This window comes from Burkholderia diffusa, assembly GCF_001718315.1.
GTDB classification, from domain to species: Bacteria; Pseudomonadota; Gammaproteobacteria; order Burkholderiales; family Burkholderiaceae; genus Burkholderia; species Burkholderia diffusa_B.
Map to the genome: position 1 here is coordinate 498,537 of NZ_CP013363.1, position 16,511 is coordinate 515,047.

At 67.8% G+C, this 16,511-nt stretch carries 13 protein-coding genes; 11 read left to right on the plus strand and 2 right to left on the minus strand.

Annotated features, from left to right (window positions below):
* Window positions 1–2 precede the first annotated feature (2 nt).
* Window positions 3–836: a shikimate dehydrogenase gene (gene aroE, locus WI26_RS17710; RefSeq protein WP_059542154.1), complete on the plus strand. Its 834-nt coding sequence runs from the start codon at window positions 3–5 to the stop codon at window positions 834–836.
* Window positions 837–1,091: 255 nt separating this feature from the next.
* Here the strand turns inward: aroE and WI26_RS17715 are convergent, their stop codons facing one another.
* Both WI26_RS17715 and WI26_RS17720 read right to left on the minus strand, forming a co-directional pair.
* On the minus strand, window positions 1,092–1,391 hold the full coding sequence (locus WI26_RS17715; protein ID WP_006750245.1) for an addiction module antidote protein: 300 nt from the start codon (window positions 1,389–1,391) through the stop codon (window positions 1,092–1,094).
* Window positions 1,392–1,393: 2 nt separating this feature from the next.
* Window positions 1,394–1,711: a type II toxin-antitoxin system RelE/ParE family toxin gene (locus WI26_RS17720; RefSeq protein ID WP_069227769.1), complete on the minus strand. Its 318-nt coding sequence runs from the start codon at window positions 1,709–1,711 to the stop codon at window positions 1,394–1,396.
* Window positions 1,712–2,096: 385 nt separating this feature from the next.
* On the opposite strand from WI26_RS17720, the gene WI26_RS17725 reads away from it, so the two are divergent.
* The 10 genes from WI26_RS17725 (at window position 2,097) to WI26_RS17770 (ending at window position 16,457) form a co-directional block, all read left to right on the plus strand.
* Window positions 2,097–3,737, plus strand: a complete 1,641-nt coding sequence (locus WI26_RS17725; protein ID WP_069226687.1) for an acetolactate synthase large subunit — start codon at window positions 2,097–2,099, stop codon at window positions 3,735–3,737.
* Between the two features lie 28 nt (window positions 3,738–3,765).
* Window positions 3,766–5,199 (plus strand): aldehyde dehydrogenase family protein, encoded by a 1,434-nt coding sequence (locus tag WI26_RS17730; RefSeq protein ID WP_059466577.1) that lies wholly within the window; start codon window positions 3,766–3,768, stop codon window positions 5,197–5,199.
* A gap of 239 nt (window positions 5,200–5,438) precedes the next feature.
* On the plus strand, window positions 5,439–7,022 hold the full coding sequence (locus WI26_RS17735; RefSeq protein ID WP_069226688.1) for a Na+/H+ antiporter: 1,584 nt from the start codon (window positions 5,439–5,441) through the stop codon (window positions 7,020–7,022).
* A 505-nt stretch (window positions 7,023–7,527) separates the two neighbouring features.
* Window positions 7,528–8,661, plus strand: a complete 1,134-nt coding sequence (locus WI26_RS17740; protein ID WP_069226689.1) for a hybrid sensor histidine kinase/response regulator — start codon at window positions 7,528–7,530, stop codon at window positions 8,659–8,661.
* 123 nt (window positions 8,662–8,784) lie between these two features.
* Window positions 8,785–10,461, plus strand: coding sequence for a methyl-accepting chemotaxis protein (locus WI26_RS17745; protein ID WP_059466574.1), 1,677 nt, complete (start codon window positions 8,785–8,787; stop codon window positions 10,459–10,461).
* Window positions 10,458–10,970, plus strand: coding sequence for a chemotaxis protein CheW (locus WI26_RS17750; protein WP_069226690.1), 513 nt, complete (start codon window positions 10,458–10,460; stop codon window positions 10,968–10,970). Before WI26_RS17745 ends, WI26_RS17750 begins: the two co-directional genes overlap by 4 nt.
* On the plus strand, window positions 10,967–12,382 hold the full coding sequence (locus tag WI26_RS17755) for a CheR family methyltransferase (protein ID WP_069226691.1): 1,416 nt from the start codon (window positions 10,967–10,969) through the stop codon (window positions 12,380–12,382). The genes WI26_RS17750 and WI26_RS17755 overlap by 4 nt, the downstream gene beginning before the upstream one ends.
* A 45-nt stretch (window positions 12,383–12,427) precedes the next feature.
* Window positions 12,428–13,132 (plus strand): chemotaxis protein CheW, encoded by a 705-nt coding sequence (locus WI26_RS17760; RefSeq protein ID WP_069226692.1) that lies wholly within the window; start codon window positions 12,428–12,430, stop codon window positions 13,130–13,132.
* A complete protein-coding gene (locus tag WI26_RS17765; protein WP_069226693.1) occupies window positions 13,129–15,441 on the plus strand; it encodes a hybrid sensor histidine kinase/response regulator in 2,313 nt (770 codons plus the stop codon). Before WI26_RS17760 ends, WI26_RS17765 begins: the two co-directional genes overlap by 4 nt.
* Window positions 15,438–16,457 carry a chemotaxis response regulator protein-glutamate methylesterase gene (locus WI26_RS17770; RefSeq protein WP_069226694.1) on the plus strand — a complete coding sequence of 340 codons (1,020 nt, stop codon included), beginning with the start codon at window positions 15,438–15,440 and terminating at the stop codon, window positions 16,455–16,457. Before WI26_RS17765 ends, WI26_RS17770 begins: the two co-directional genes overlap by 4 nt.
* Window positions 16,458–16,511 lie beyond the last annotated feature (54 nt).

The window sequence follows — 16,511 nt, forward strand, 5'->3', positions numbered from 1 at the left end:
CGATGACTGACCATTACGCGGTGATCGGCAACCCGATCGGACACACGAAATCTCCGCTGATCCACGGTCTCTTTGCCGAAGAGACGCGGCAGGACTTGCGCTATACGGCAATCGAGGGGCCGGTCGAGCCGCAAGAGGCCTTTGCCGAGGTGGTGCGGGCGTTCGCCGCCGCTGGCGGCAAGGGCATGAACGTGACCGCGCCGTTCAAGCTCAAGGCCTTCGCGATGGCGGACGAATGCAGCGAGCGCGCAACGTTGGCCGGCGCCGCCAATGCGCTCAAATTCGAAGACGGGCGCATTCTGGCCGACAACTTCGACGGCATCGGGCTGATCCGCGACATCGAGGTCAACCTTGGTCTGTCGATTGCCGGCAAGCGCGTGCTGATGCTCGGCGCCGGCGGCGCGGCGCGCGGCGCATTGCTGCCGTTCCTGGACGCGTGCCCGGCTGAAATGGTCATCGCGAACCGCGACGTCGCCAAAGGGCAGGCGCTGGCCGCCCAGGTTGCCGGACGTGGCGCGCTCGTCGCCTGTGGCTATGCCGATCTCGAACGCATGGGACGCTTCGACCTGGTGGTCAATGCGACGTCAGCGAGCCTGACTGGCGACCTGCCGCCCGTTCCGCCCGGCGTTTTCAGCCCGAAGGGCACGGCCTACGAGCTTGCGTACGGCAAGCGATTGACACCGTTCCTGCGGCTGGCGAGCAATGCGGGCGTACTTGGCGTGGCGGACGGTGTCGGCATGCTGGTCGAGCAGGCAGCCGAAGCGTTCGCCTGGTGGCGCGGCGTGCGTCCGCCGACCAGCGCCGTGATCGATCAGCTTACCGTTCCTCTCGACTGAACGCGCGGCCGGACGCGCAGATGAAGCTTCTCGCACCGCGCATAGCGGCTACTGAGGTCACTGGCGAATAAGTCTCCGATCGTAACCGGCACGGTTACCGCTTTCGCCGGACCTGTTGGATGGAGCGAATGATCGGGCTCCACGCTCGGGCCTGAATGAATGTGGCCAAACCGACTCGGTCGATCTGACGCCGGCCGTTTGCTCCCGCCCTGCCTAATATGTCGCGCGCACGGTGCCGCATCGTGCGCCGCTGAATCACGCGTGCGCTTTCGCGCCGTGCAGTTGCAGGCCGAGCGCCTTGATGACCTTCAGGATCGTGCCGAAGCTCGGATTGCCGTCGTGCGACAGCGCCTTGTACAGTCCTTCGCGCGACAGGCCCGCGTCGCGCGCGACCTGCGACATGCCGCGCGCGCGGGCGATCACGCCGAGCGCGTGCGCGATGAAGGCCGGATCGTCGCCGGCCTCCTGCAGACAGGCCTCGAAATAGTCGGCCATGTCGTCGTCGGTCTTCAGGTGTTCGGCCGAATCCCACGGCCGGGTCTTGATCTTGTCCATGATCACTCCAGGTCGAGCCGCTCGAGCATCGCGTGCGCGGCGCGGATGTCCGCCTGTTGCGTCGACTTGTCGCCGCCGCAGAGCAGGATCACCCATATCGTTCCGCGTCTGACGTAGTAGACGCGATAGCCGGGGCCGTGGTCGACACGCATTTCGACGACGGGCGAGCCGGCGGATTTCCAGTCGCCCGGGTTGCCCATCGACAGACGGTCGATGCGTGCCTGGATGCGCCGCCGCGCGACGCGATCCTGCAGGCGGGCAAACCATGCATCGAAGACGTCGGTGGTCCGGATACTGAATGTAGGCGCACTGTGGGGCATGAATGGCATTGTGTCAACCGTGGTTCACAGATGGGTTGGGTGAATGGAATCTGGTTGCCCCCAACGATAGGGCCGCGCGCGCCGTTTGACGTCGAATTGGCCGTCAGGCCGATCCTTTCGCGCAGCCGGACCCTGCCATTTGGCCGAAGTCGGAATTCGGCGAATCCGTCTACAATCAAAAACGTCCTTGCCGCCCGTGCGTGCTTGCCGCGCGCGGGCGGATCCGTTTGCCCTCCTGCACAGGGAGGCGCCGCCGTGCGTTGCGCGGCGGGCAGTGCCGTGGTCAGTGTCCAGTAGGTAAAGCGTCCGCGTGCCGTAGGCCGGCGCGCGTTCTGAACGTCGCGCGCCCGTAAGCCGGGCAGGCGGCATCAACCGAGAGTCCCCCATGAAAGCATCGGATCTGTTCGTGAAGGCGCTGGAAGCCGAAGGCGTCGAGTACGTGTTCGGCATTCCCGGCGAGGAAAACCTCGATCTGCTCGAATCGCTGCGGCGATCGAAGATCAAGCTCGTGCTGACCCGGCACGAGCAGGCGGCCGGATTCATGGCTGCCACCTACGGCCGCCTGACGGGCCGCACCGGCGTGTGTCTCGCGACGCTCGGGCCGGGCGCGACCAACTTCGTGACGGCCGCCGCGTATGCGCAGCTCGGCGGCATGCCGATGCTGATGATCACCGGGCAGAAGCCGATCAAGTCCAGCAAGCAGGGACACTTCCAGATCGTCGACGTCGTCGGCATGATGCAGCCGCTCACGAAGTTCACGCGGCAGATCGTGTCGATCGGCAACATCCCGTCGGCGGTGCGCGAGGCGTTCCGTCGCGCGGAGGAGGAGCGCCCGGGGGCCGCACACCTCGAACTCCCGGAGGACATCGCGCACGAGGAGGGCGACGGCAAGCCGATTCCGCGCAGCTACAGCCGGCGGCCGGTAGCCGAGGAAAAGGCGGTCGCGCACGCGGTCGACGCGATCCAGGCCGCGCGCCACCCGCTGTTGATGATCGGCGCGGGCGGCAATCGCAAGACGACCTGCAAGATGCTGCTCGAATTCGTCGACAAGACGGGTATCCCGTTCTTCACGACCCAGATGGGCAAGGGCGTGATCGACGAAACGCATCCGCTGTGGCTCGGCAACGCGACGCTGTCCGACGGCGACTTCGTGCACCGCGCGATCGAGCATGCGGACTGCATCATCAACGTCGGCCATGACGTGATCGAGAAACCGCCGTTCTTCATGCGCACGGACGACAAGACCGTGATTCACGTGAACTTCCTCGGCGCGCAGGTCGATCCCGTCTATTTCCCGCAGATCGAGGTGGTCGGCGACATCGCGAACGCGGTGTGGCAAATGAAGGAGGCGATCGCGCCGCAGCCGCACTGGGATTTCGCACGCTTCGCGATGATCAAGGAGCACTTCGACGCACACCTGCAGAAAGGCCAGCACGACCCGCGCTTCCCGATGTACCCGGTGCGGATCGTGAACGACCTGTACAAGGCGCTGCCGGCTGACGGGATCGTCTGCCTCGACAACGGGATGTACAAGATCTGGTTCGCGCGCTACTGGCGTGCGCACGAGCCGAACTCGCTGCTGCTGGACAATGCGCTCGCGTCGATGGGCGCGGGCCTGCCGTCGGCGATCGCGACGAAGATCGTGCATCCGCAGCGCAAGGTGATCGCCGTGTGCGGCGACGGCGGCTTCATGATGAATTCGCAGGAACTCGAAACCGCCGTGCGGCTGAAGCTCGACATCGTCGTGATGATCCTGCGCGACGACGCGTTCGGGATGATCCGCTGGAAGCAGGAGAACATGAATTTCCCCGATTTCGCGATGACGCTGAAAAACCCCGATTTCGTATCGTATGCACGGAGCTACGGCGCGCACGGGCATCGCGTCGAAGCGGCCGACGATCTCGAGCCGCTGCTGCGCGACTGCTTCGCGACGCCCGGCGTGCACGTAATCGACGTGCCGATCGACTATTCGGACAACGAGCGCGTGCTCAACCGCGAAATCAAGCGCCTGTCGGCGCAACTCTGAATCCGTAGTTCACCGGAAGGAGCGTTCCATGCTGAAGGATACCTATCCGTACTATCTGGCCAACGAGGCCGTCTACGCGAATACCGATCTCGAAGTGACCGACAAGTTCAGCGGCAAGGTCGCGACGCGCGTCGCGCTGGCCGACGCGAAGGCGATCGATGCGGCCATCGGTGCGGCGGTCGGCGCCGCGAAGCCGATGCGCGAATTGCCGGCCTACAAGCGTCAGGCGGTGCTCGACCACTGCGTCGCGCGCTTTCGCGAGCGATTCGACGAGCTGGCCGAGGCGCTGTGCATCGAGGCCGGCAAGCCGATCAACGATTCGAAGGGCGAAGTGACGCGGCTGATCGATACGTTCCGCGTCGCAGCCGAGGAGTCGGTGCGCATCGACGGCGAGGTGATCAACCTCGAGATCTCGGCACGCGCGCAAGGCTACACCGGCTATACGCGGCGCGTGCCGATCGGCCCGTGCTCGTTCATCTCGCCATTCAACTTCCCGCTGAACCTCGCCGCGCACAAGGTTGCACCCGCGCTGGCCGCAGGCTGTCCGTTCGTGCTGAAACCCGCGAGCCGCACGCCGATCGGCGCGCTCATTATCGGCGAGGTACTCGCCGAAACCGATCTGCCCAAGGGGGCGTTCTCGGTGCTGCCCGCGCATCGCGACGGCGCGGATCTGTTCACGACCGACGAGCGCTTCAAGCTGCTGTCGTTCACGGGTTCGCCGGCCGTGGGCTGGGCGCTGAAGGAGAAGGCCGGCAAGAAGAAGGTCGTGCTGGAGCTCGGCGGCAACGCGGCGGCGATCGTCGACGCGGACCAGCGCGAGCAACTCGACTACGTGGTCGAGCGTCTCGCGTTCGGCGCGTATTACCAGTCGGGCCAGAGCTGTATCGGCGTGCAGCGAATCCTCGTGCATGCGGACCTGTACGACGCGCTGCGCGACAAGCTGATCGCGAAGACGCGTTCGTTGAAGATGGGCGATCCGAAGGATCCGTCGACGTTCGTCGGCCCGATGATCTCCGAATCCGAATCGCGTCGGCTGTCGGGCTGGATGGACGCGGCCGTTGCGGCGGGCGCGAAGATCGTCGCGGGCGGCAAGGTCGATGGCGCGATGTTCGAGGCGACGCTGCTGGAAAATGTCGGTCGCGAACAGGACCTGTACCGCAAGGAGGCATTCGGGCCGGTCGCGATCCTCGAGAAGTTCGAGCGTTTCGACGATGCGCTCGCGCGCGTCAACGACAGCGACTTCGGTCTGCAGGCGGGTGTGTTTACCGATTCGCTCGCGCATGCGCAGCGGGCGTGGGACGAGCTGGAGGTGGGCGGCGTCGTGATCAACGACGTGCCGTCGTTCCGCGTCGACAACATGCCCTATGGCGGCGTGAAGGATTCGGGGCTTGGACGCGAAGGGATCCGTTACGCGATCGAGGACATGACCGAGCCGCGCCTGATGGTCGTGCGGCGCCGCTAGCGCGAAGGACGCGGCATGACGGCACGCGGGCGATCGTGGCGGCCCGCGTGCCGTTTTCGTTTCCGCGCACGCCGATGAGCGCGGCGGCGCCCGCCGTTGCGCCATTGTGGCGGCGCCGGGCGCAGCGCTTGCCGAACGCGCTCGACTGTACGCATCGCATCGTGATGTAATCGCGCGAATTGGCCAACCGGGGTGCGACACCGGCTGGCGTGCGCATTCATTCCTCACGAGGTCGATTCATGTCCCCCGTCTCGGCATTCAAGCTGGTTTTGTTGTCATTCCTCGCGATCGTTGCGCTCGAATGCATCGCCAAGCGTCTGCGATTGCCGCCCGCGGCCGCACTGCTGATCGGCGGCATCGGCATCGCGTTCATTCCTGGCCTGCCGCCGATCAACCTTGATCCGGAGCTCGTGCTGCTCGTTTTCCTGCCGCCGTTGCTGATGGACGGCGCGTATTTCTCGGTGTGGGAGGAATTCAAGCACAACGTCGGCGGCATCCTGATGCTCGCGATCGGCGCGGTGGTGTTTACGACGTTCGCGGTCGGTTTCGCCGTGCACTGGGTCGTGCCGTCACTGCCATGGGCCGCGTGCTTCGCGCTCGGCGCGATCGTGTCGCCGCCCGACGCGGTGGCCGCGAAGGCGGTGCTCGAGCGCGTCGCGCTGCCGCGCCGGCTGATGGTGCTGCTCGAAGGGGAAAGCCTGTTGAACGACGCGGCGGGCCTGGTGCTGTTCCGCTTCGCGGTGGCGGCCGCGCTGACGGGGGCGTTCAGCCTCGAGCACGCGGTCGTGCGCTTCGCGGAACTCGGGATCGGCGGTGTCGTGGTCGGCTTCGTGGTCGGAAAGCTCGTCGTGTGGTTCCTGAAGCTGCTCGATGACGACTATCTGGTGATCACCGTCGCGGTGATCGCCGGCTGGATCGCGTACATCGCCGGCGAGATGGTCGAGGTGTCGGGCGTGATCGCGACGGTCACGGCCGGCATGATCGTCGGCTGGCATCAGCACGAGGTGTTCTCGGCGGCCGTGCGCACACGCGGCACTGCGTTCTGGCAGGTCATCGTGTTCCTGCTCGAAGCGCTGGTGTTCGTGCTGATCGGGCTGTCGCTGCGCGGTGCGATCCACCGGCTCGGCGGTTTCGAGCAGGTGCTCGCGACGATGGTCCCGCCGGTCCTCGCGGTGCTGGTGGCGGTGGTCGTGTCGCGCTTCGTCTGGATCTACGCGGTCGAGGCGCTGAAGGTGCCGGTGCGCGGGATCATTCGACGTGGTGTCGCACCCGACTGGAAGGCCGCGACGATCATGAGCTGGGCCGGGATGCGCGGGGTCGTGACGCTGGCGATCGCGCTGTCGTTGCCGGAGGCGCTGCCGGGCCGCGACGTGATTCTGGTCGCGTCGTTCGCGGTAATCCTCGTCACCGTGCTCATGCAGGGCACGACCATCGGGCCGTTGATCCGGCTGTTGCGCCTGCCTCAGCATGAAGAGCGGGTCGCGCATCACCTGACCGAGCCGCAGGCGTGGGCGCATATCGAGGCTGCGCAGCTCGCGGCGATCCAGCCGCTGGTGCGCGACGAGAGCGGCAAGGTGATTCATCCGCGCCTGCTGGAGCAATACACGTATCGCGCGGAACTGACCGAGCGGGCGAAGAACGAGCCCGCTTATCCGGCGGAGGTGCGCATTGCGCACTACGACGTCGTGCTGGCCGCGATCAAGGCCGGGCGTGCGGAATTGTTGCGCCTGCATCGTTCGGGCCGCATCCACGACGAGATGCTGCACATGCTCGAGCGCGATCTCGACCTGCAGGAAGTGTCCGCGCAACACGCACGCGGGTAACCGGCCGTGTAGTCGGGCCCTGAACGCGCGGCCGCGTGGCCGCGTCAATCGGGTTCGGTGCGCGGCGCCGCGAGCCTTCGCGTCGCGCCGAACCGGACGCGACGCGCGATTTCTTTTCCATATTCTTCCGATTCCATTGCATCGGAATCCGGCCCCGATACGTTGGACACGACAGCCTTGCAGCGCATGCAAACCTCGCGATGCCGGACTCGCAAACGTTTTCGTCTTTCGCATCCGGAAATGATCTGATTTATCTGAATCCCGCTCTTTCACCATATTTGGCAAAACTAAACCGGAATGAGATAGATGCTGTGTTCTAATTTCATTTAGAATCAGCCGGTTATCTTTATTGAGAGAAAGCGCGCGGAGGTAATACGGCCGTCGTCGGGGTGAAAATCGGCGTTCGGAGCCCTGCGAGGCAATGCCGACAGGCCAGATCGGCAACAATAGGCGGATTTCTCACCGCCAAATTTAAGATGGCGTCCAAGTCGGATAAACAACTCCTATGAAAGAATCAATTGGAGATTTGGCGTTTGAAACGGTATTTATGAAAGAATCCAGCGGTGAAAATGCGCCGGATTGTCTCGAGTCGGGGCTATCGGTTCTGCTCGTAGACGATCAGCCGTTCGTCGGCGAGGTGATCCGCCGCGCGCTGCGCAGCGAGCACGATATCGACCTGCATGTGTGCACCGACGCACATCGGGCGATGGCGGTCGCGCGCGACGTGAAGCCGACGGTCATCCTGCAGGATCTCGTGATGCCGGAAATCGACGGCCTCGATCTTGTTCGCGCGTGGCGCGCGGACACCGACACCGCGCGCGTGCCGATCATCGTGCTGTCGGCGAAGGAAGAGCCGATCGTCAAGCGCGAGGCGTTCATCGCCGGCGCGAACGACTACCTCGTGAAGCTCCCGGACGCGATGGAACTGACCGCGCGCATCCGCTATCACTCGAATTCGTACCTGATGTCGCGCCAGCGCGACGAAGCGTTGGATTTCCTGTCGCACGACATGCGTTCGCCGCAGACGTCGATTCTCGCGCTGCTCGAGGTCTACCGGACCGAGCACGGCGACATGCCGCCGGTCATGGAGCGCATTGCCGGCCACGCACGGCGCGCGCTCGCGCTCGCCGACGGCTTCATCCACCTGACCCGCGCGCAGTCGGAACGCCGCGCGCACGAGGTCCTGAGTCTCAACGAAATCGTGCTCGACGCCGTCGACCAGCTGTGGGAGAAGGCGGCCGGATTCGGCAGCCGGGTCGTTGCCCACGTGCCCGATACCGAGTGCGTATCGATGGGCGACCGCATGATGGTCACGCGCGCGGTCGCAAACCTGATCGACAACGCGCTGAAGTACGGCCCGGCCGGCACGGACGTGCACTGCACGCTGAGCGGCGACGACGGTGCGTGGCTGATCGGCGTCGAGGACGCGGGCTCCGGCATCGCGCCCGAGCAGCGCACGGCCGCGACCGAGTCGTTCGTGCGGCTCGAATCCGTGCATGGCGCGGCGCGCGGCGGCTTCGGCCTCGGGCTTGCGTTCGTCCGCGCGACGGCCGCGCGGCATCGCGGCCAGATCCTGATGCGCAATACGGCGCGCGGCTTCATGGTCGCGCTTCGGCTGCCGGCGCAAGCGGAGCGATGATTTCGCGGCGCGGCCGGCCGGTGCCGCGCTGCCCGCAGACCCCGATGCGCTCGTGGCGCGCCGTCCGGCGCGCGGGCGGGCGCGGTTTTTTTCAACGCTGATTTTAGAAAGCCCATAACGAACATGGCCACCGTGACGCCCCGCGCGACCAATGAAAGCCTGCATCCGACGATCGGCGCCGCCCGGCTGACGCTCGGCAACCGTATCCTGTTCAGTTTCGGCGTGCTGTTCGTGCTGATGCTGGTGACGGCAGGTGTGTCCTACGAGCGCCTGCGCGCGATCAATGCCGAAGCCGTCAGCATCGAACGCGATTCGCTGCCGGGTGTTTATCTCGCGGCGTCGCTGCGCGGGGCGGTCAACGAATCGTTCACGATGCTGCAGCAGGCGACATTCGTCGATACCGACCCCGAGGCGGTACAGCGCGATCTCGCGAAGATCGGCGATGCGGTGAAGGACGTCGAATCGCTGTCGGTCGACTATCAGAACACGACGTTCCGCGACGACGACCGTCAGCGCTTTGCCGCCTTTCGCGCGTCGTTCGATCGCTACCTGCCGCTGTTGAACGATGCCGTGCAAAGGCATCGCGTGTCGCGTGAAGAGGCCGTCTCCGGATATGCGAAGGTGCAGCCGGCGTGGGCCGAGGTCGTGCGCGGCGCGAACACGCTGGTGCAGGAGAACCGCAAGTTCGCAGACCAGTCCGCGAAGCTGATCCGCGAGTCGGTGCAGGATACCGAGATCGTGCTCGCCGCCGCGCTGGGCATCGTCCTGTTTTCCGCGCTCGCGCTCGGCTACGGGCTGTTCCGCGCGGTCACCGTGCCGATGGCGCGGCTCGTCGAGGTGCACGACGTGATGCGCACCGGCAACCTGACGCGTCGCCTCGACCTGCGCCGCCGCGATGAGTTCGGCACGCTCGAGACGGGCTTCAATCGTATGGCCGACGAGCTGACCGAGCTGGTCGCGCGCGCGCAGCAGTCGTCGCTGCAGGTGACGACGTCGGTCGCCGAAATCGCGGCGACGTCGCGCGAGCAGCAGGCGACCGCCAACGAAACCGCGGCGACGACGACCGAAATCGGCGCGACCTCGCGCGAGATCTTCGCGACGTCGCGCGACCTGCTGCGCACGATGAACGAGGTGGCCGGCGTGGCCGAGCAGTCGGCGACGCTCGCGGGCGTGAGCCAGAGCGGCCTCACGCGGATGGGTGAGACGATGCGCAGCGTGATGGACGCAGCCGGTTCGGTGAACGCGAAGCTCGCGATCCTCAACGAGAAGGCGCTGAACATCAACCAGGTCGTCGCGACGATCACCAAGGTTGCCGATCAGACCAACCTGCTGTCGCTGAATGCGGCGATCGAGGCCGAGAAGGCCGGCGAGTACGGCCGCGGCTTCGCGGTCGTCGCGACCGAGATCCGCCGCCTGGCCGACCAGACGGCGGTGGCGACGTACGACATCGAGCAGACGGTGAAGGAGATCCAGTCGGCCGTGTCGGCGGGCGTGATGGGGATGGACAAGTTCTCGGAGGAAGTGCGCCGCGGGATGCTCGACGTGCAGCAGGTCGGCGGACAGCTGTCGCAGATCATCGCCGAGGTGCAGACGCTCGCGCCGCGTTTCCAGATGGTCAACGAAGGGATGCAGACCCAGGCGAACGGCGCCGAGCAGATCACGCAGGCGCTGTCGCAGCTGTCGGAAGCCGCGCAGCAGACGGCCGAATCGCTGCGCCAGTCGTCGCAGGCGATCGATGACCTGACGCTCGTCGCGAACCAGTTGCGCACCAGCGTGTCGCGCTTCAAGGTCGACGCGTGACGCGCGCCGAGTCGCACGGCGGCGCGCACGCGCTGTTCCTGATGTTCGAGCTCGACGGCGAGCGCTATGCGCTCGACGCGGCCGACATCGACGAGGTATTGCCGCTCGCGTCCACCAAAGCCGTGCCCGGCGCGCCCGACTGGATTGCCGGGCTGCTGATGCGCGGCGGTCAGCCCGTTCCCGTGATCGACGTGCCGATGCTGGCGCTCGGGCGGCGCGCGCATGCGCTGCGCTCGACGCGGCTGGTGATGGCCCGCTATCGCATCGGGCAGCTCGATCGCGATCGCGTGATCGGCCTGATCGTCGAGCGCGCGACGCAGACGCTGCGGATCGACCGCACCGCGTTCCGCGCCAGCGGCGTATCGACCGCGCGCACGCGCTGGCTCGGGCGCGTCGCAAACACGCCCGACGGGATCGTGCAGCAGGTCTCGGTGTCCGACCTGATCGACGACGTAGCGCGCCTGTATCTGTTCGACGGCCAGCCGGGCCATGGAGAGGAGTCCGCATGAAAGAGTCCGATTCGCGATTTCGCGGCTGGCTGGTGCGCGAGACCGGCATCGACCCCGATTCGCTCGGCAACGATTTCCTGAGCCGAGCGCTGACCGAGCGTGTGCAGGCGCTACAGGGCGACGGCGAGCGGCTGCCGTCGGCGGTGCGGCCGCCGGTCACGCCGGAAGCGCTTGACGCGTACTGGCAGCATCTCAACGCGTCGCCCGACGAGCGGCGCGCGCTGATCGAACTGTTCGTCGTGCCGGAGACGTGGTTCTTCCGCGATCGCGAGGCATTCGCGACGCTTGCGCGGCTTGCGGCCGAGCGGCTTGCCGCGATGCCGGGGCGTGTGATCCGCGTGCTGAGCGCGCCGTGCTCGACCGGCGAGGAGCCGTATTCGGCGGCGATGGCGCTGCTCGACGCCGGGCTCGATCCGGCCAGCTTCACGATCGACGCGATCGATCTGAGCGCGCGCGCGATCGAACAGGCTCGGCTCGGCTGCTATGGGCGCAATGCGTTTCGCGGCACGGCGACCGAGTTCCGCGGCCGCTACTTCACGCCGGTCGCCGACGGCTGGCTGCTCGACGAGCGCGTGCGCGCGTGCGTGCAGTTTCGCCAGGCGAACCTGGTCGAACCGGGCACCGACACGGGCATCCGCTACGATTTCGTGTTCTGCCGCAACGTGCTGATCTATTTCGACCGCGATGCACAGGATCGCGTGATCGATTCGCTCGAAAGCTCGCTCGCCGACGACGGGATGCTGTTCGTCGGTCCTGCCGAAACGGGCGTCGCGATGCGGCACGGGATGCGCTCGGCGCGCGTGCCGCTGGCGTTCGCGTTTCATCCCGCGCGCGGTGGCGCCGCGGCGCACGGCCATGCAGCATCGATGCCGACGATCGCGCCGTACCGGCGCGCCGGGCGCTTCGCCGTTGCGCCGCCGGCCGCGACGCGCCCGCTGCTGGCCATCGTGCCGCCGACGTGGAGCGATGCCGCGCCGTCGCGCGCCGCGGTCGCGCCGGCCGAGCGCACGACGGCGCGCGAGCAGCGGGCCGACTTGCGCGTCGACTCCCCGGCCCATGCGGCGACCCCGGCCGACCTGCCCGCGCAGGCGGCGCCGGTCGCCGGCAGCGTCGCACCGACGCTCGAGGAAGCGCAGGCGCTGGCCAACGCGGGCGCATTCGACGAGGCCGAGCGCGTGCTCGCGCAGTTCTCCGCGCACGCCGGGCCGCACGCCGATGCGTTCTACCTGAACGGGCTGATCGCGGATGCGCGCGGGCGCGTCGCGGAAGCGGGCGATTTCTACCGGAAGGCGCTGTATCTGCGGCCGACGCACCACGAAGCGCTGACGCATCTCGCGACCTTGCTCGACGTCGGCGGCGATGGCGCCGGCGCGCGATGGCTGCTCGAGCGTGCGCGGCGCTCGGCCGGATAACGAGAATACGGGTTGGGAGCCGACATCGGGATGACCGAGGAAAGAATGAACCGCGACGCCGTTGCCACTGACGACACGACGATCGGCGTCGACGATTGCTGGAACCGGATCGGCACGCGCGGCGACCGCTCGTGCGAGCGGCTGGCCGACTGCCTGCGCTGCCTGAACTGTCCGGTCTACGCGTATCACGCGGCGAAGCTGCTCGAACGTCCGCTCGGCGTCGCCGAGATGGCCGACGCCACGCAGCGGATCGGCGCGTTCGACGCGACCGGCGCGCACGGCGACGACGATACGCGCCAGGCAGCGCTGGCGTTTCGTGTTGCCGACGAATGGCTCGCGCTGCCGATCGGCGTGCTGCGCGAGATCGCCGGCACGCGCCCGATCCATTCGCTGCCGTATCGCCGTCATTCGGCCGTGCGCGGCGTGGTCAACATTCGCGGCACGCTGCGCATCGCGATCTCGATCGGCGCGCTGCTTGGCCTCGACGCGGGCAAGGGCGGCAACGGCGGCTCGGACGGCCGTTTCACGCGTCTGTTGGTTGCCGCGCACCACGGCGAGCCGGTCGTGTTTCCAGTCGACGAAGTCGAGGGCGTGCTGCGCTTCGGCGCATCCGAATGGGTGCCGGTGCCGGCGACGGTCGGGCGCGCGAGCGCCGGCCTGTCGCGCGGCGTGCTGTCGTGGCGGGGCAAGTCGGTTGGCCTGCTCGACGACGATCGGCTGTTCGACGCCGTGACACGGAGCATGCGATGAGCGGCGATGACGATCTGAGCCACCTGTCGCTGCTCGAGCTGTATCGCGAGGAGACGCGCACGCAGACCCAGGCGCTGTCCGAGCGCCTGCTCGCGCTCGAGTCGGGCGAGCCCGATTCCGTCGCGCTCGAGGCGTGCATGCGCGCCGCGCACTCGCTGAAGGGCGCCGCACGCATCGTGGGCGTGCCGCTCGGCGTCGACATCGCGGGGCGCATGGAGGAATGCTTCGTCGCCGCGCAGGCCGGCACGATCGCGCTGACGGCCACGCACGTCGACGTGCTGCTCGCCGGCGTCGATCTGCTGGTGCGCGTCGCCGATCCGCAGGCGCAGCCCGTGTCGCCGACCGAGATCGAGGCGTTCGCGCTGGCGCTGACGAGTGCCGACGGCGCGCACGCGATGCCTGCCTCGGCCTTCGCGCTGCCGCCGTCGGCGCCGCCGTCCGTCGTGCCGCTTCGCGAGCACGACGGCGCCGCGAACGAATCCGTTGGGGCCGCTGCCGCGGTGCCGCCGCTGGCCGTGTCGGCGGCCGTGCCCGATCCGGTCCAGGCCGGCCGCGCGGCCGGCGCGGGTGCGATGCGCCGTGTGCGGGCCGATACGCTGAACCGGCTGCTGAGCCTGTCCGGCGAGTCGCTCGTCGAATCGCGCTGGCTCAAGCCGTTCGCGGAGTCGATGCTGCGCGTGAAGCGTGCGCAGCGCGATGCGGCCCGTTCGCTCGATCTGTTGTACGAACAGTTTGCCGACGAACTCGACGCGGGCGTGCTCGCGTCGGTAAACGAAGTGCGGCACATGCTCAATGATCTGCAGCGCTCGCTCGCCGAGCGCATGGACGAATTCGATCGCTTCGAGCGGCGCAGCACGCACATCGCCGAGCAGCTGTACGACGAGGCGCTGCAATGCCGGATGCGGCCGTTCGGCGACGCGACGCGCGCGTATCCGCGCATCGTCCGCGACCTCGCGCGCTCGCTCGGCAAGCAGGTGCGCTTCTCGATCGTCGGCGAAGGCACGCAGGTCGACCGCGACATCCTCGACCTGCTCGACGCGCCGCTCGGCCATCTGCTGCGCAACGCGATCGATCATGGCGTCGAGCCGCCCGACGCGCGTCGCGCGCGCGGCAAGGCGGCCGAGGCGAGCGTCACGCTGGAGGCTCGGCACAGCGCCGGCTCGCTGCTGGTCAGCGTGATCGACGACGGGCCGGGCGTCGACATGGATGCGTTGCGCGCGGCGGTCGTGCGCCAGCGGCTGACCGACGACGAGACGGCCGCGCGGCTGTCCGATCCCGAACTGCTCGAATTCCTGCTGCTGCCGGGCTTCTCGATGCGCGATGCGGTGACCGACGTGTCGGGCCGCGGCGTCGGCCTCGACGCGGTGCAGGAAATGGTGCGTGGCGTGCGCGGCGCGGTGCGCATCTTCAACGAGCCCGGCGCGGGCATGCGCTTCGTGCTGCAGCTGCCGCTCACGCTGTCGGTGATCCGCAGCCTGCTGGTCGAGGTCGGCGGCGAGCCTTATGCGTTCCCGCTCGCGCACGTGCGCCGCACGCTCGAACTGTCGCACGACGACATCGACGTGCTCGAAGGCCAGCCGCATTTTCCGTTCGACGGCCGGCGCGCGGGCCTCGTCGCCGCGCACCAGTTGCTCGATGCCGGCGAACCCGACGTCGCGCGCGCGAGCACGGCGGTCGTGGTCGTCGGCGGCGAGCCCGAGCTCTACGGTGTCGCGGTCGACCGCTTCCTCGGCGAACGGATGCTCGTCGTGCAGCCGCTCGACAACCGCCTGCACAAGATTCAGAACATCGCGGCCGGCGCGTTGCTCGAGAACGGCGACCCGGTGCTGATCGTCGACGTCGAGGACCTGATCCGCTCCGTCGACAAGCTCGTGCGCGGCGGACAGCTTGCGAAGCTCACGCGCGATCCGCAGCTTGCGCTCGGCGACCGGCGCCGCCGCGTGCTCGTCGTCGACGATTCGCTGACGGTGCGCGAGCTCGAACGCAAGCTGCTGGAAAAGCGCGGTTACGACGTGACCGTCGCGGTCGACGGAATGGACGGCTGGAACGCGGTGCGCAGCGACGCGTTCGACCTCGTTGTCACCGACGTCGACATGCCGCGCATGGACGGGATCGAACTCGTCACGCTGATCAAGGGCGATTCGATGCTCAAGCGCGTGCCGGTGATGATCGTGTCGTACAAGGATCGCGACGAGGACCGCCGGCGCGGGCTCGATGCGGGCGCCGACTACTACCTCGCGAAGAGCAGTTTCCACGACGAGGCGCTGCTCGATGCGGTGCACGACCTGATCGGGGACGCGCGCGGATGAACATCGGCATCGTCAACGATCTGCCGCTTGCCGTCGAGGCGCTGCGCCGCGTGATCGCGCTGCGCACCGACCATCGCGTGCTGTGGGTCGCGACGGATGGCGACGAGGCGGTGGATTTCTGCGTCGCGCATCCGCCCGACCTCGTGTTGATGGATCTCGTGATGCCGAAGCTCGACGGCGTCGCCGCGACACGGCAGATCATGGCGCGTGCGCCGTGCGCGATCCTGATCGTGACCGCGAGCGTCAGCGCGAACACGTCGTCGGTCTACGAGGCGATGGGCGCCGGCGCGCTCGACGCGGTCGATACGCCGACGCTCGCGCTCGGCCTGCCGTCGGATGCGGGCCCGCAGCCGCTGCTCGCGAAGATCGACCAGATCGGCCGCCTGCTCGAAAGCCGGACCGTGACGCTCGTGCCGCCCGGGCCGACCCCCGCTCGCGGCCTGCCGACGTTGATCGCGATCGGCGCGTCGGCGGGCGGGCCGACTGCACTCACCGCGCTGCTGCGTGCGCTGCCGGCCGATTTTCCGGCTGCACTCGTGATCGTGCAGCACGTCGACCAGGCGTTCGCGGTCGGCATGGCGGAGTGGCTCGACGGCTATACGCGGCTGCCCGTGCGTGTCGCGCGGCAGGGCAGTGTGCCGCAGGCGGGCGAGGTGCTGCTCGCGGCCACCAACGATCACCTGTCCATGTCGCCGCGCGGCGTGCTCGGCTATACGCGGCATCCGGCCGAGACGCCATACCGGCCGTCGATCGACGTGTTCTTCAACAGCGTCGCCGATGGCTGGCAGGGCGACGCGCTCGGCGTGCTGCTGACCGGAATGGGGCGCGACGGGGCGCTCGGGCTGAAGGCGATGCGCGCGAAGGGGTGCTACACGATCGCGCAGGACGAGGCGACGAGCGCCGTCTACGGGATGCCGAAGGCGGCCGCGGCGATCGGCGCCGCGTCGGCGATCCTGCCGCTCGAGCGCATCGCGCCGCAACTGATCTCGCGCGTGATGCGCACGCCGCCCGACTGACGGCGCGGCGGCGGCCTCGGCGGGCCGCATTGCGCGCGCCGCGCGGCGTCGCGT

Bases quoted from the DNA above. Each gene is read 5' to 3' on its own strand.
- aroE (WP_059542154.1), top strand. From the start codon at position 3: ATGACTGACCATTACGCGGTGATCGGCAACCCGATCGGACACACGAAA.
- WI26_RS17755 (WP_069226691.1), top strand. From the start codon at position 10,967: ATGAAAGAGTCCGATTCGCGATTTCGCGGCTGGCTGGTGCGCGAGACC.
- WI26_RS17725 (WP_069226687.1), top strand. From the start codon at position 2,097: ATGAAAGCATCGGATCTGTTCGTGAAGGCGCTGGAAGCCGAAGGCGTC.
- WI26_RS17770 (WP_069226694.1), top strand. From the start codon at position 15,438: ATGAACATCGGCATCGTCAACGATCTGCCGCTTGCCGTCGAGGCGCTG.
- WI26_RS17745 (WP_059466574.1), top strand. From the start codon at position 8,785: ATGGCCACCGTGACGCCCCGCGCGACCAATGAAAGCCTGCATCCGACG.
- WI26_RS17715 (WP_006750245.1), bottom strand. From the start codon at position 1,391: ATGGACAAGATCAAGACCCGGCCGTGGGATTCGGCCGAACACCTGAAG.
- WI26_RS17730 (WP_059466577.1), top strand. From the start codon at position 3,766: ATGCTGAAGGATACCTATCCGTACTATCTGGCCAACGAGGCCGTCTAC.
- WI26_RS17735 (WP_069226688.1), top strand. From the start codon at position 5,439: ATGTCCCCCGTCTCGGCATTCAAGCTGGTTTTGTTGTCATTCCTCGCG.
- WI26_RS17720 (WP_069227769.1), bottom strand. From the start codon at position 1,711: ATGCCCCACAGTGCGCCTACATTCAGTATCCGGACCACCGACGTCTTC.
- WI26_RS17740 (WP_069226689.1), top strand. From the start codon at position 7,528: ATGAAAGAATCAATTGGAGATTTGGCGTTTGAAACGGTATTTATGAAA.
- WI26_RS17760 (WP_069226692.1), top strand. From the start codon at position 12,428: ATGAACCGCGACGCCGTTGCCACTGACGACACGACGATCGGCGTCGAC.
- WI26_RS17765 (WP_069226693.1), top strand. From the start codon at position 13,129: ATGAGCGGCGATGACGATCTGAGCCACCTGTCGCTGCTCGAGCTGTAT.